The sequence below is a fragment of the Chitinivorax sp. PXF-14 genome (assembly GCF_040812015.1).
Lineage (GTDB): Bacteria > Pseudomonadota > Gammaproteobacteria > Burkholderiales > SCOH01 > JBFNXJ01.
The window spans coordinates 156879-171018 of the sequence record NZ_JBFNXJ010000007.1; the positions used below are offsets into that span (position 1 = coordinate 156879).

Here is a 14140-nt window from a genome sequence, read left to right on the forward strand (position 1 = left end):
CGGCGCCACGTGGGCGCCGATATTGTTTCGGGCCAGCCTGGCGGTCAACCGTCAGGCCACACCCGCGCCGTGCGCCTGCTGGTCGGCATGGTAGCTCGAGCGTACCATGGCGCCGACCGCTGCATGCTTGAAGCCCATCTCGACGGCTTGCTGCTCGAACCACTTGAAGCGGTCCGGCGTCATGTAGCGCAGCACCGGCAGGTGGCCGTCGGACGGCTGCAGGTACTGGCCGATGGTGATCATGTCGATATCGTGCTCGCGCATGTCGCGCATCAGCTGCAGCATTTCGTCGTCCTCTTCGCCGAGGCCCACCATGATGCCGGACTTGGTCGGAATGCCCGGATAGCGCGCCTTGAACTGCTTGAGCAGCTGCAGCGAGTGGGCATAGTCGGAGCCAGGGCGTGCCGCCTTGTACAGGCGTGGCACTGTTTCGAGGTTGTGGTTCATCACGTCGGGCAGGCCCTGTGCGAACACCTCGAGCGCGATGTCGAGGCGGCCACGGAAATCGGGCACCAGTACCTCGATCGTGGTGTGCGGCGACAGCTCGCGGATTTTCTGGATGCACTCGACGAAATGCTGGGCGCCGCCGTCGCGCAGGTCGTCGCGGTCGACCGAGGTGATCACGACGTATTTGAGCTTGAGCGCGGCGACCGTTTCGGCGAGGTGGATCGGCTCCTGCGGGTCGAGCGGCTGCGGGCGGCCGTGGCCCACGTCGCAGAACGGGCAGCGCCGGGTACAGATGTCGCCCATGATCATGAAGGTGGCCGTGCCCTTACCGAAGCATTCGCCGATATTGGGGCAGCTCGCCTCCTCGCAGACGGTGTGCAGCTTCTGCTCGCGCAGGATCTGCTTGATCTCGTAGAAGCGCGAGTTGTCGGCCGGCATGCGCACACGTATCCAGTCGGGCTTGGGCAGCTTCTGCTCGAGCGGAACGACTTTGATCGGGATGCGCGCAGTCTTGTCGGCGCCCTTGAGCTTCAGTTTGTCTGCTTGGTCGGTCATGGTGTGTCCTGTGCCGCTGGCACGATGTGGTGTTGCAGATGGCGCTGCAACTGGCGCGCCACCTCGTCGACAGGGAGCGCGACCCCCTGGTCCTTCATCTGCGTCATCGCCATGTTGGCGTAGCCGCAGGGGTTGATCGAGCGAAACGGTGCGAGGTCCATGTCCACGTTGAGCGCGAGGCCGTGGTAGCAGCAGCCGTTCTTGATGCGCAGGCCGAGCGAGGCGATCTTGGCCTCGCCGACGTAGACACCCGGTGCATCGACGCGGCCACGGGCTTCGATGCCATGTTCGGCCAGCAGGTCGATGATGCTGTTCTCGATGCGCCGCACCAGCTCGCGCACGCCGAGGCCGAGCCGCTTCACGTCGAGCAGCAGGTAGACCACGAGCTGGCCCGGGCCGTGATAGGTGATCTGGCCGCCGCGTTCGGTCTTGACCACGGGGATGGTCGTGGCTTGCAGCAGGTGCTCGGGCTTGCCGGCCAGGCCCTGGGTGTAGACGGGAGGATGCTCGAGAAACCAGATTTCGTCGGGCGTGCCATCGCCGCGCTGGGCGGTGAACGCTTCCATCGCGGCGACGGTGGGCTCGTATGCGACGAGCCCGAGATGTTTGGCTGTCCAGCTCATAGTCGGCAGCGGGCAGGTAGCCGTCGATGTGTCAAAAGACGATCTTCACCATCGGGTGCCCGGTCAGCTCCATATACAGCGCATCGAGTTGCGCTTTCGATACGGCCGTGATGGTAACCGTCACGGCCAGGTAGTTGCCATTCTTGCTTACCCTCATATCGAGGTCGGCCGAGACGAAATCGGGCGCATGCTTGAGCGTGATGTTGTGGATGGTCTGTGCGAATTCGTCATGGCGCGCGCCCATCACCTTGACCGGGAAGCGGCACGGAAATTCGAGGAGTGTTTCTTTGGCCTGGTCGCTCATGTGTCACCACCTTTTCGTAAAACATCGTTCTTGTAAGCCTGGTACAGCGTATCCATGCGCGCGTTGACAGGCCCTGGCCGGCCATTGCCGATCGCCTGGCCGTCGAGCGTGGTGATTGCCAGCACCTCGCGTGTCGATGACGTCATCCACAACTCGTCCGCCGTGCGCACCTCGGCCTCGCTCACGGCGCGCACCTCGTGCGGCAGGCCATGGCGGGCAGCCAGTTCCAGCACCAGGTCGTAGGTGATGCCGGACAGCATCAGGTGCGACTTGGGCGGCGACAGCATGATGCCGTCCCTGACCACGAAGATATTGCTCGCCGCGCCCTCGCTCAGCCAGCCGTCGCGGAACAGCACGGTCTCCGCGCAGCCCGCGGCGATCGCCTCGTTGCGCAGCAGTACGTTGGCGAGCAGCGCGATCGACTTGATGTCGCAGCGCAGCCAGCGGAAATCCTCGTGCGTGATGGCGCTGACGCCCGCCGCCTTCACCTCGGCCGATGGCGTGACCAGCGGCATCGGGTAAATCATGGCCGTCTGGCGTGCCGTGGGCGGGAACGGGAAATCACGATTGGGCCCCGCGCCGCGCGTCACCTGGATGTACACCGACTGGTCGTCGAAACCTTGCTTGGCCACGGCCTGCCGGATCAGGCTGCGCCATTCGTCGCGGCTGTGCGGGTTGGCGATCTTCACGCTGGCGAGGCTCGCCTCGAGGCGGCTCAAATGCTCGTCGAGCCGCAACAGGTGCCGCGAGTAGACGGGCACGACTTCGTACACGCCGTCGCCGAACAAGAAGCCGCGATCGAGCGGCGAGATGCTCGCATCCTGTATCGGCATGAACTTGCCGTTGAGGTAAATCATGTGGGCTCCTCCAGTGCTTGCGTCAGCGCAAACACGAGCTGTTGCTTGGTGATCTCGAAACCGTAATCGAGATAGAACTGGTGCGCCTCCGCGCGCTGGCTGCTCGATCTCAGCACGACGCGCGCCACGCCCTGCCGCCGGCCCCAGCCACAGGCCGTGTCGAGCAGGCGGCTGGCGATGCGCTGGCGGCGCAACGCTGCATCTACCACCAGGCCGGTGATCTCGATGCGTGGCGGTGATTCGAGCATCACGCGCCGTTCCACGCCGATGAAGCCGACGACGGCGCCATTCTCCACCTGCGCGACAAACACCGCCGCGTGCGGGTTTTCGCCGATCATTGCCAGATTGTGGCAAAGCGCCGATTTTTCAATCGTGTAACCGAGCTGGCCGCACAGCGTGACCAGCTCGTCTGCATCGCTCAGCCCGGCCGGGCGGATCGTGATACCCATGGCTTGCTTACTTGTTGAACATCAGGCGCACGCTATCCCAGGCGCGGCCGAAAATGCCGGCCTGCGCCACGTTGTTGAGCGCCACCACCGGGTATTCGCCGAGCGGCTGGCCGTCGAGTGTCAGCGTCAGCTTGCCGACGCGCTGGCCGGCCGCGACCGGTGCGAGCAGTGGCTGTTGCGTGGTCAGGCTGGCCTTGATGCGGCTTGCGGTGCCCTTGGGCAGCGACAGGTAGAGATCGTTGCGGAAGCCGACCTTGATCTCGCGTTCGGCACCCTTCCATACCGGCACCTGCTGCAGCGACTGGTTGGCGCTGTACAGCTTGGGCGTATCGTAGAACTGCAGACCCCAGTTCAGCAGCTTGGATGACTCGGTGGCGCGCACATTGTCGCCGGTGGTGCCGAGCACGACCGAGATCACGCGGCGGCCATCACGCTTACTCGATGCGATCAGGCAGAAGCCGGCGCTCTCGGTGTGGCCGGTCTTCATGCCGTCGACGTTGGGGTCGCGGTACAGCAGCAGGTTGCGGTTGGGCTGCTTGATCTTGTTGTAGGTGAATTCTTTCTGCGAGTAGATCGGGTAGAACTCGGGGAAGTCGCGCACCAGTGCCGCGGCGATCAGCGCCAGATCGTGTGCGGTGGTGTAGTGCTGTGGGTCGGGCAGGCCCGTCGAATTCACGAAGTGGGTGTTCTTCATGCCCAGGCGCGCCGCTTCCTGATTCATCATCTGCGCGAACACCGCTTCGCTGCCGGCGATCGCTTCGGCCAGCGCGATGCAGGCATCGTTGCCGGACTGGATGATCATGCCGTGGATCAGCTCATCTACGGTGACCGGGATCTTCGGGTCGATGAACATCACCGAGCCCTCTTTCTTGTAGGCATTGCTCGATACCGGCACCACCTGGTCGAGCTTGATACGGCCTTGCTTGACGGCCTTGAAGGTGACGTAGGCGGTCATCAGCTTGGTCAGCGAGGCCGGCTCGACGCGCATGTTCTCGTCACGCTGGGCGAGCGTCTGGCCGCTGTAGTAATCGGTGAGCAGGTAGGCGCGAGCGGCTATCTCGGGTACCGGTGGTGTCAGCAGGGTATTGGCAGTGGCAGTGGCGGTGGCGCTGGCTGCGAGGCAGGCCAGGGCCGCGAAAATTCGTTTCAGGGAGGTCATCGGCGCGGTTTCGGCAAAAGGTGAAATTATATCGGAATCCCTCACTGGCGCGGGGCGGAAGCCGTGTTGCGGCAACGTTTTATCGGGCCAGTGGGCCCTGCTTTGAGCGGCGTTGGCCGGATGAGTTCAGCACGATGCGCAACGGCTGTCTGGCGGGGTTGCCAGTGACAGGTTGGGTGGGTGTTTCGATCGCGTTTCACGTGAAACGCGGCGCCCGGCGGCCGTGTGGATACAGCTGCCGGCCAGCCGTTCCGCGGGCCTCTGCAGCCACGGATTGGCGGCTCGTCGGTGCAGGGCTGGCGCGGCCCCGGGTGGGCACCGCGCCGGTATCCCTTATGTCGCGGCTCAGCTTGCCACGATCACGCGCACGGCTTCGAGGCGCAGTTGCGAGTTGTCGATCGCGTTCTGCAGCTGCTCCTTCTGCTGCTCGAGGAAATCGATCTCGATCTGCGGCACGCTTGGGTTCAACGCACGCAACGCTCTCATGCGGCCGATCTCGCCGTCGAGCGTGTGGTTCATCAATGCCGAGGCCTGACGCGTCAGCTTGGCCTGCTCGCTGCCGGCCAGGCGCTCGGCGATGTCGAGCATCTGGCGGATTGGCGCCTGCTGCATGCGGATGATCTCGTTGGCGACATTGGCCTCGATGCCGATGCGCTCGCAGCCGCGCAGGCGGATGTCGAGATCGACCTGCTGGCCGCGCGCGTCGGTGACGAAGCGCATCAGCAACGGCGGCAGGAAGCGCCCTGCGCGCAGGCTGCGCGGCGCCGAGCATTGCACGGTGTAAAGCGTTTCGACCAGTACCGAGCCGGGCTTGAAGCGGCTGCTCTGGATCACGCTGACCACGGCGTTGCCGTGCTGGCTCTCGCGCATCCAGTCGAGCGCGGCGCGCACCATCGGGTGTTCCCAGGTGAGGAACTGCAGATCCTCGCGCGACAAGGCCCGGTTGCGGTCGAAGGTAACGAGCGTGGTGCCGTCGTCTTCGAGCTTGGGCAGGTGCGGGATCAGCATGTTCTCGCCCGGCTCGAGGCGCAGCACGTCTTCGCAGTGCTCCTCGACGTCGACACCGATGGCGCCGAACACCTTTTCCATGAAGGCTTCGAGGTGGCTGTTTTCTTCCTCTTCGACGATCTGCTGGCACAGGCGATCAGCCTGCGGCTGGCGGCAGGAGTTCAGTTCGAGCAGGCGGTCGCGGCCCTGCTCGAGCTCCTGCGTCAGGTGCTGGTTGAGCTTCTTGCTCTGCGCGATCAGCTTGTCGATCTCGGCCGTGTTGTCGGGCTCGAACAGCGCGGCCAGCAGCTTGTCCTCAACTACTTCGTACAGTGTGTGGCCGGCCGGACAGGTGGTCTGCAGTGCGTCGATGCCCTCGTGCATCCAGCGCAGCAGCGCATGCTGGGCGGTGTTCTCGAAATAAGGCACATGCAGGTTGATGGTCTCGGTCTGGCCGATGCGGTCTAGGCGGCCGATGCGCTGTTCGAGCAGGTCGGGAGACAGCGGGATGTCGAACAGCACGAGATGGTGCGCGAACTGGAAGTTGCGGCCTTCCGAGCCGATTTCCGAGCACACCAGCGCCTGCGCGCCTTCGATCGGATCGGCGAAATAGGCCGAGGCACGATCGCGGTGGGTCAGGCTCATGCCCTCATGGAACACGCCGGTATGCAGGCCTTCAAGGCGCAGCTTCTCTTCGAGGTCGATCGCCGTCAGCGCGCGGTGGCAGATGATCAGTGTCTTCTGGCCCTTGAGCTCGCCCTTGAGCAGCTTCACCAGCCATTGCACGCGTGGGTCGAAGGTCAGCCAGTCCTCGTCCGCGAGCATCTCGGGATAGAGCAGCGGGTTGATCTCGTTATCGAGCTTGGCAAAGGCCTGGCGATAGCGTTCCGGCATCGCCTGCGGATAGCTGTGCACCTGGCGGCCAGGGAAGCCGGTGACGGTGGCGCGCGTGTTGCGGAACAGCAGGCGGCCAGTGCCGTGGCGGTCGATCAGGTTGTTGAGCAGGGTCTCGCGTGCCTGAGCCCTCTCCTCGTCTGCGGTCTGGGCGGAGGCGAGTTTGTCGATCAGCGGCAGCTGGTCGCTATTGACGAAGGCGGCCAGTTCGTCGCGCCAGTCGGCCGGCAGCACCGAGTTGCCGAGCACCGCCTGTGCGGCGTCGGCGAGCGGCACGAAGTTGGCCTCCTCTTCGAGGAAGGCGGAGAAATCGTAGAAGCGGTCCGGGTCGAGCAGCCGCAGGCGTGCAAAATGGCTGGCCTGGCCTAGCTGCTCGGGGGTGGCGGTGAGCAGCAGCACCGACGGCGTCAGCGCAGCGAGCTTCTCGATGGCCGTGTATTCCTTGCTGGCGTGGCCCTCTTCCCAGATCAGGTGGTGTGCCTCGTCGACGATGAGCATGTCCCAGCCGGCTTCGAGCGCCTGTTCAAGACGCTTGGGCTTGCGTGCCAGCAGGTCGATCGACACCAACACGATGTTTTCGCTGTCGAAGGGGTTTTCGCCGGCCTCGTCGAAATCGACGCAGCGTTCCTCGTCGAACAGCGACACATGCAGGTTGAAGCGGCGCAGCATCTCCACCAGCCACTGGTGCTGCAGCGCCTCGGGCACGGCGATCAGCACGCGGCTGGCGCGTTCGGTCAGCAACTGCTGCTGCAGGATCAGGCCGGCCTCGATGGTCTTGCCGAGCCCCACCTCGTCGGCCAGCAGCACGCGCGGCGCGGCGCGGTTGGCGACTTCGCGCGCGATGTAGAGCTGGTGCGGGATCAGGCTGGTGCGGCCGCCTCTGAGGCCGGTCAGCGGCGACTGTTCGAGCTGGGCCAGGTGATTGAGCGTCTCGTAGCGCAGCTCGAACCAGTCTTCGCCGTCGAGTTGGCCGTTGAACAGGCGCTGCTGCGGCTGGCTGAACTGCAGGTGGTGGTCGAGATCGCCCTCGGGCAGCTCGACCGGCCGACCCGAGCGGGTGCCGATATAGGTGATCAGCCCGGCGCTCTCCTGCACATCGCTGATGCTGATCTTCCAGCCGAAGCGCGTGCCCACGGTGTCACCCGGGTTGAAGCGCACGCGTGTCAATGGCGCGTTGTTGCGGGCGTAGACACGGGTTTCGTCGGCGGCGGGGAAGTTGATCTTGACCAGGCGGAAGTCGCATTCGGCAACCACGCCCAGACCTAGTTCGGTTTCGGTATCGCTGATCCAGCGTTGACCGGGAATGAAGGTGTGCATGATGTGCTGGAAAATCTTAATTGGGCGATGGTACTAAATCTGGGGCGTCACGGCATCAAATGGGGGCAAACCGGCCAAATGAAAGCGCCATCCATTGCTGTTTTGGTTATAAGAAAATCGATATTTATAAGTTATGTTTATTTTCGATGCTTGCTACAGTGGCGCCGATGCCCCCGGCCAAGCCCGCGGGCTGTGATGTACCTTAGCAAATCTGACCACACTGTGCCGGCGACCGCGCGTGCCGTGAGCCCGATCGTCTCAATCTGAAGGAGCCTTCATGCCTGCCGAACCGACTTTCCTGATCCTGCCCGGCCTGTTCAATTCGGGGCCCGAGCATTGGCAGACGCGCTGGCAATCGCTGCTGCCGAAGGTCGAGCGGGTCGAACAGCAGAGCTGGGATGCCCCGCTGCGCGCGGACTGGGTGGCGGTGCTCGATGCACATCTGGCCGCCATCGACGGCCCGGTGGTGCTGGTTGGCCACAGCCTTGGCTCGATTACCGCGGTGCACTGGGCACAGCACGGTGCCGGCAAGGTGGTCGGTGCGCTGCTGGTGGCGCCGGCCGATGTCGAGCGTGATGGCGCGCCGGCGCCGATCGTCAACTTCGCGCCTATCCCGCTCGCGCCGCTGCCCTTCCCCACCATTGTGGTGGCAAGCGATGACGACCCCTACGCCGCGATCGAACGCAGCGAGCAGCTGGCAGCCGCCTGGGGAGCCGAGCTGGTACGCTTGCCGGGCGCGGGCCACATCAATGGCGAATCGGGTCTGGCCGACTGGCCGCAAGGCCGTGCCTTGCTCGCGCAACTGGCCGAGATGCATGCCGGTGCCAACTAATAATTCCATGGAAGAATAACAATCGACGCAAATATTATTTAAGAGTTATATAGGCACACTGCTACACTCGTTGCCATCGCGTCTGCAGCCTATACCGATAGCACTGTCAGGCATAACCAGGTGAATGGAGACCCCCATGTTGAAACCGGCATCCAGATTATTGATCTCGCTCGCGCTGGCGGCGGGGCTGGCAGGCGGCGCGCAGGCCGGCGAGCCGCTGCTGAATGTGTCCTACGACGTGATGCGTGATTTCTACAAGGACCTGAACCCGGCCTTCATCAAGGCCTACAAGGCCAAGGCCGGTGACGAGCTGCAGATCCAGATGTCGCACGGCGGCTCGACCAAGCAGGCACGCGCGGTGATCGACGGGCTCGCCGCCGACGTGATCACGATGAACATGGCGGCCGATATCGACATCCTGCACGACAAGGCAAACCTGGTGCCAGAAAACTGGGCCAGCCGCCTGCCGAACAACAGCGTGCCGTTTACCTCGGCCTCGGTGTTCATCGTGCGCAAGGGCAACCCGAAACAGATCCACGACTGGGCCGATCTGGTCAAACCCGGCACGCAGGTCGTGATCCCCAATCCCAAGCTCACCGGCAACGGCCGCTACACCTATCTCTCGGCCTGGGGCTACGCGCTCAGGCAGCCGGGTGGCAATGAAGCGAAGGCGCGCGAATTCGTCGGCAAGCTGTTCGGCAATGTGCCGGTGCTCGATTCCGGCGGCCGCGCCGCGACGACGACCTTCATGCAGCGCCAGATCGGTGACGTGCTGATCACCTTCGAGAACGAGGCCGAGATGATCGCGCGCGAATTCGGCCGCGGCAGCTTCGAGGTGGTGTACCCGAGCGTGTCGATCCAGGCCGAGCCGCCGGTATCGGTCGTCGACAAGGTGGTCGACCGCAAGGGCACGCGCAAGCAGGCCGAGGCCTACCTGGCCTGGCTGTGGACGCCCGAGGCACAGGAAATCGCCGCGCAGAACTACCTGCGGCCGCGCAATGGCGAGGTGTTCAAGAAATACGCGGCGCAGTTCCCGAAGATCAGCCTGTTCACCGTCGACGAGGTATTTGGCGGCTGGAAGAAGGCACAGAAGACCCACTTCGACGATGGCGGCGTGTTCGACCAGATCTACCTGAAGAAGTGAACCGGGCCGGGCTGACCCGGCACGACCTTGGGCGCCTTGCACGGGTGTTGCAGCTTCGTGCGTGTGCCGTGCATGTCCGAGGTGCCCCCCGATTTGCCCTGGCGGCCGCTACGGCCGCGGGCTCCGCTCATTCCGATGTTGACGAACGATGGCTTCTCCTTTCAAACAACATAGCGTGTTGCCCGGCTTTGGTCTGGGCCTGGGCTATGCGATCTTCTGGCTGTGCCTGATCGTGCTGCTGCCCTTGTCGGCGCTGGTGCTGAAGACCACCGACCTAGGTTGGGCGGCGTTCTGGGACACCGTCACCGCACCACGTGTGCTGGCCTCTTACCGGCTCACCTTCGGCGCCTCGCTGATCGGCGCGCTGATCAATCTGGTATTCGGTTTTCTCGTCGCCTGGGTGCTGACGCGCTATGCCTTTCCCGGCAAGCGCCTGGTCGATGCGCTGGTGGACCTGCCGTTTGCGTTGCCGACAGCGGTGGCCGGCATCGCGCTGACCACGATCTACGCGCCGAACGGCTGGCTCGGGCAATATCTGGTGCCGCTCGGCCTCAAGGTGGCGTTCACGCCGCTCGGCGTGGTCGTCGCGCTCACCTTCATCGGCCTGCCTTTCGTGGTGCGCACGGTGCAGCCGGTGCTGCAGGAACTCGAGGTCGAACTCGAAGAGGCGGCGAGCAGCCTCGGTGCAACGCGCTGGCAGGTGTTCGCGCGGGTCATTGCACCGACGGTGTGGCCGGCGTTGCTGACCGGCTTCACACTTGCCTTCGCGCGCGCGATCGGCGAATACGGCTCGGTGATCTTCATCGCTGGCAATATCCCGATGGTGTCCGAGATCACACCGCTGATCATCATCTCCAAGCTCGAACAGTACGACTACACGGGCGCGACCTCGGTGGCCGTGGTCATGCTCGTGTTGAGCTTCGTGCTGTTGCTGCTGATCAACCTGCTGCAATGGTGGGGCGCGCGCCGCACCGGGGGTAAGCGCTGATGCATGCTACGCAGAATCAACATCGCTCGATCGTGACGACCGAGCGCCGCGCTGTTCAGTGGCTGCTGATCGGCACAGCGCTGGCTTTCCTCGCCGTGTTCCTGCTGCTGCCGCTGGCGGCGGTGTTCGCCGAGGCGCTGCGCAAGGGCGTCGGGGCCTATCTCGAATCATTGCATGACCCCGATGCGCTGGCGGCGGTCAGGCTCACGCTGATCACCGCAGCCATCGCCGTGCCGCTGAACCTGGTGTTCGGCGTGGCGGCGGCCTGGGCCATCGCCAAGTTCGAGTTCAAGGGCAAGAGCCTGCTGACCACGCTGATCGACCTGCCGTTCTCGGTTTCGCCCGTGGTCGCCGGCCTCATCTATGTGCTGCTGTTCGGCGCGCAGGGTTGGCTCGGGCCGTGGCTGCAGGCGCACGACATCAAGCTGATCTTCGCAGTGCCCGGCATCGTGCTCGCCACCGTCTTCGTCACCTTCCCCTTCGTCGCACGCGAGCTGATCCCGCTGATGCAGGCGCAGGGCTCGGAGGAAGAACAGGCGGCGATGGTGCTCGGCGCCAGTGGTTTCCAGGCCTTCTGGCGTGTCACGCTGCCGAACATCAAGTGGGGCCTGCTGTATGGCGTGATCCTGTGCAATGCGCGGGCGATGGGCGAGTTCGGTGCGGTCAGCGTGGTGTCGGGCCATATCCGTGGCATGACCAACACCATCCCGCTGCATGTCGAGATTCTCTACAACGAGTACAACTTCGTCGCAGCCTTTGCCTGCGCCTCCATCCTCGCCTTGCTGGCGTTGGTGACGCTGGCGCTGAAGACCTGGGTGGAGTGGAAGGCCGAGCGCGATACCGATGCGGCGCAGCGCACCGCTTACGACGAATAGCACATGATTTTCCGCCCCCTTGGCGCGGGGCCTGTCCGCATCGGGAGCTCGGCGGCAAGGGGGGCGGTAACCAGACAGTACGGCACGGCTGACGCCGGGGCCGATTTGAAGAGGCATAGCGATGAGCATCGAGATCAAGGGTATCAACAAGCAGTTCGGCGCGTTCACCGCGCTGAACGACATCAAGCTCGACATCGAGACCGGCGAGCTGCTGGCGCTGCTCGGCCCCTCCGGCTGCGGCAAGACCACGCTGCTGCGCATCATCGCCGGGCTCGAAACGCCCGACAGCGGCCAGATCCTGTTCCACGGCGAGGATGCGACCGATACCCATGTACGCGAGCGCCAGGTCGGCTTCGTGTTCCAGCACTATGCGCTGTTCCGCCACATGACCGTGTTCGAGAACGTCGCCTTCGGCCTGCGCGTGCGGCCGCGCAAGACGCGTCCATCCGAGGCCGAGATCAAGCGCAAGGTACACGAGCTTTTGAACCTGGTGCAGCTCGATTGGCTTGCCGACCGCTACCCGGCCCAGCTATCCGGCGGCCAGCGCCAGCGGATCGCGCTGGCCCGCGCGCTGGCCGTCGAACCCAAGGTGCTGCTGCTCGACGAGCCCTTCGGCGCGCTCGATACCAAGGTGCGCAAGGAGCTGCGGCGCTGGCTGCGCCGTCTGCACGACGAGATGCACATCACCTCGGTATTCGTCACCCACGACCAGGAAGAGGCGCTCGAAGTCGCCGACCGCGTGGTGGTGATGAACAAGGGCAGGATCGAGCAGGTGGGCAGCCCCGATGCCGTCTACGACAAGCCGGCGACGCAGTTCGTCTACCAGTTCCTCGGCAATGTGAACCTGTTCCACAGCCGCGTCCACGGCGGCTTTGCCGAGATCGGCGAGGCGCGCTGGCCGGCCCCTGATACCGGCGATGGCCAGGCGGTGGCCTATGTGCGCCCGCATGACATCGAGATCGAGCGCACGCGCATCGGCGATGCCCTGCCGGTGACCGTCGATCATGTGCGCGCGATCGGCCCGATCGTGCGGCTCGAAATGACGCTGGCCGATACCAGCGAAGTAGTCGAGGCCGAGATGACGCGCGATGCCTTTGGCGAGCGCCAGTTCCGCGAGGGCGAGCGGGTGTTCATCCGGCCGAAGCAGGCCAAGGTGTTCCTGGCGGACGACTACGCGATCTGAGCCGGGCCCGCCAGGCGCACGGCCGCGCTGACCGTGGCCCGCGGCGGCTGGCCCTTAGCGGTTGTTGCCTTGCGCCTTGGCGGTGTCGCGCAGCACGCTCAGATATTTGTCGAGCAGCTTGTCGGTCTCGTGGTGCTCGGTGAGCTGGCGCAGGCGCAGCTCGAAGCCCGGCAGCAGGAAGGCGCACGGGCTCTTGCGCGTGAAACCGACATGGATCACGCCGCGGTTGACCGGCTTGGGCAGCGGCACCAGGTCATCCATCGCGTTGTCGGCGAGGAAGGCGAGCCCCGGATAGAGGCCGGTGATGTAGTAGTCGATACGCCCCGCCTTGAGCTTCTTGAAGTTCGAGGCCATCTCGGTGGTCGGCTCGACGGCCAGGTTGTTGCGCAGGAATTCATCGAAACCCTCGCCGTAGCGATCGCCGGAGTTCACGCCGCCGCGCTTGCCGATGAGGTCTTCCCAACGGTCGAAGGCGAAGGACTTGTCACGGCGCACGAATACCGCCATCGGGTTGGCGAAGGCTGGTGTCGGGGTGAAGTCGAGGTAATCGCGGCGTTCCGGCGTGTTCTTCAGGCTCATCACGATATCGACCTGGCCATTCTCGGCGAGCTTGAGCACGCGCGGCCACGGGCCGACATAGCGGATTTCGTAGGGGATGCGCATGTCGTCGAGGATGTGCTTGGCCAGCTCGATGCTGGCGCCGGTCAGCTCACGGCCATCGTACCAGTGATAGGGCTTGTAGTCGGGGTGGCTGGTCACCACCACTTTTGTACACTCGGCGGCGGTCGCCGGGTGGGCCAGCGCGGCAGCCGCCAGTATCAGCAGCGCTCGCCAGTTCGGTTTCATGCTGGTTCTCCATGGAGTCTTGATCCGTGCTGCGCCGCCGCAAACGGCGCCTCGATTCACCATAGCACAGCGCGCCACGCGCGTTTCACGTGAAACCGGTGGCGGTGTTGCCGCCGAGCAGCGAACGCAGCGTGGCAGCTTCCTGCGCCAGCCGGTAGCGATCGTTCATCGGCGACCACGGATTGATAAAGCGCGTGGCGTGGCGCCAGTACACCTGCGCTGCATCGCCCTGCCGGCGCGGCACGATGTGCCAGTGCACATGCGGTACATGCTGGCCCGATGCCTTGCCATTATTGAGCAGCAGATTGGTGGCCAGTGCGTAGCCCTGTTCGCGGTAGCGCCTGGCGATGCGTGCGGCGATGTCCATCAGGTGGGCCGTGGCCTCCGCCGGCAGCTCTTCGAGATGCGGCTGATGACGGCGCGGGATCAGCAAGGTATGGCCGCGGCTGGCCGGCTGGATGTCGAGGAAGGCCAGGCAATGTTCATCCTGGTAGACGATTTCAGCCGGCAGGCTGCCCGCCGCGATGCTGCAGAATATGCATTCGCCGTTCATCAAATATCCTTGCAAATAGAGTGACTTATCGCCATGACGCCGAAATCTGTTATCGTGGCGCCTGAATTTTCAGCACGGCCGTTGTCACAGCCCATTCGGGTTCGCCACGGACCGCACAACCACGCTC

General features: G+C 64.3%; 14 protein-coding genes. 5 read left to right on the forward strand and 9 right to left on the reverse strand.

Annotation, left to right across the window (positions count from 1 at the left end; translation table 11 throughout):
- Nucleotides 1-51 precede the first annotated feature (51 nt).
- The 7 genes from lipA to rapA form a co-directional block, all read right to left on the reverse strand.
- Nucleotides 52-1002, reverse strand: a complete 951-nt coding sequence (gene lipA, locus ABWL39_RS10830; protein ID WP_367790396.1) for a lipoyl synthase — start codon at nucleotides 1000-1002, stop codon at nucleotides 52-54.
- Nucleotides 999-1625 (reverse strand): lipoyl(octanoyl) transferase LipB, encoded by a 627-nt coding sequence (gene lipB, locus ABWL39_RS10835; RefSeq protein ID WP_367790400.1) that lies wholly within the window; start codon nucleotides 1623-1625, stop codon nucleotides 999-1001. Before lipB ends, lipA begins: the two co-directional genes overlap by 4 nt.
- A 31-nt stretch (nucleotides 1626-1656) precedes the next feature.
- Nucleotides 1657-1929 (reverse strand): YbeD family protein, encoded by a 273-nt coding sequence (locus tag ABWL39_RS10840; protein WP_367790403.1) that lies wholly within the window; start codon nucleotides 1927-1929, stop codon nucleotides 1657-1659.
- A complete protein-coding gene (locus tag ABWL39_RS10845; protein WP_367790406.1) occupies nucleotides 1926-2786 on the reverse strand; it encodes a D-amino acid aminotransferase in 861 nt (286 codons plus the stop codon). The genes ABWL39_RS10840 and ABWL39_RS10845 overlap by 4 nt, the downstream gene beginning before the upstream one ends.
- On the reverse strand, nucleotides 2783-3235 hold the full coding sequence (locus ABWL39_RS10850) for a GNAT family N-acetyltransferase (RefSeq protein ID WP_367790409.1): 453 nt from the start codon (nucleotides 3233-3235) through the stop codon (nucleotides 2783-2785). Before ABWL39_RS10850 ends, ABWL39_RS10845 begins: the two co-directional genes overlap by 4 nt.
- 7 nt (nucleotides 3236-3242) lie before the next feature.
- Complete coding sequence (locus ABWL39_RS10855) at nucleotides 3243-4394, reverse strand: D-alanyl-D-alanine carboxypeptidase family protein (protein WP_367790412.1); 1152 nt, start codon at nucleotides 4392-4394, stop codon at nucleotides 3243-3245.
- A gap of 345 nt (nucleotides 4395-4739) precedes the next feature.
- Complete coding sequence (rapA, locus tag ABWL39_RS10860) at nucleotides 4740-7592, reverse strand: RNA polymerase-associated protein RapA (RefSeq protein ID WP_367790415.1); 2853 nt, start codon at nucleotides 7590-7592, stop codon at nucleotides 4740-4742.
- A gap of 277 nt (nucleotides 7593-7869) precedes the next feature.
- On the opposite strand from rapA, the gene ABWL39_RS10865 reads away from it, so the two are divergent.
- The 5 genes from ABWL39_RS10865 to ABWL39_RS10885 all read left to right on the forward strand — a co-directional run bounded on the left by ABWL39_RS10865 (nucleotide 7870) and on the right by ABWL39_RS10885 (nucleotide 12614).
- Nucleotides 7870-8424 (forward strand): RBBP9/YdeN family alpha/beta hydrolase, encoded by a 555-nt coding sequence (locus ABWL39_RS10865; protein ID WP_367790418.1) that lies wholly within the window; start codon nucleotides 7870-7872, stop codon nucleotides 8422-8424.
- Nucleotides 8425-8560: 136 nt separating this feature from the next.
- The gene (locus ABWL39_RS10870; protein ID WP_367790421.1) at nucleotides 8561-9568 is read left to right on the forward strand and encodes a sulfate ABC transporter substrate-binding protein; all 1008 of its coding nucleotides are present in this window, start codon (nucleotides 8561-8563) and stop codon (nucleotides 9566-9568) included.
- A gap of 148 nt (nucleotides 9569-9716) precedes the next feature.
- Entirely contained in the window at nucleotides 9717-10556 is an 840-nt protein-coding gene (cysT, locus tag ABWL39_RS10875) for a sulfate ABC transporter permease subunit CysT (protein WP_367790424.1), read from the forward strand.
- Nucleotides 10556-11431, forward strand: a complete 876-nt coding sequence (gene cysW, locus ABWL39_RS10880) for a sulfate ABC transporter permease subunit CysW (protein ID WP_367790427.1) — start codon at nucleotides 10556-10558, stop codon at nucleotides 11429-11431. The genes cysT and cysW overlap by 1 nt, the downstream gene beginning before the upstream one ends.
- Before the next feature lie 121 nt (nucleotides 11432-11552).
- Nucleotides 11553-12614, forward strand: coding sequence for a sulfate/molybdate ABC transporter ATP-binding protein (locus tag ABWL39_RS10885; RefSeq protein ID WP_367790430.1), 1062 nt, complete (start codon nucleotides 11553-11555; stop codon nucleotides 12612-12614).
- Nucleotides 12615-12668: 54 nt separating this feature from the next.
- On the opposite strand, the gene ABWL39_RS10890 is transcribed toward ABWL39_RS10885, so the two are convergent.
- On the reverse strand, nucleotides 12669-13460 hold the full coding sequence (locus tag ABWL39_RS10890) for a substrate-binding periplasmic protein (RefSeq protein WP_367790433.1): 792 nt from the start codon (nucleotides 13458-13460) through the stop codon (nucleotides 12669-12671).
- An 85-nt stretch (nucleotides 13461-13545) separates the two neighbouring features.
- Nucleotides 13546-14013, reverse strand: a complete 468-nt coding sequence (locus ABWL39_RS10895) for an HIT family protein (RefSeq protein ID WP_367790436.1) — start codon at nucleotides 14011-14013, stop codon at nucleotides 13546-13548.
- Nucleotides 14014-14140 lie beyond the last annotated feature (127 nt).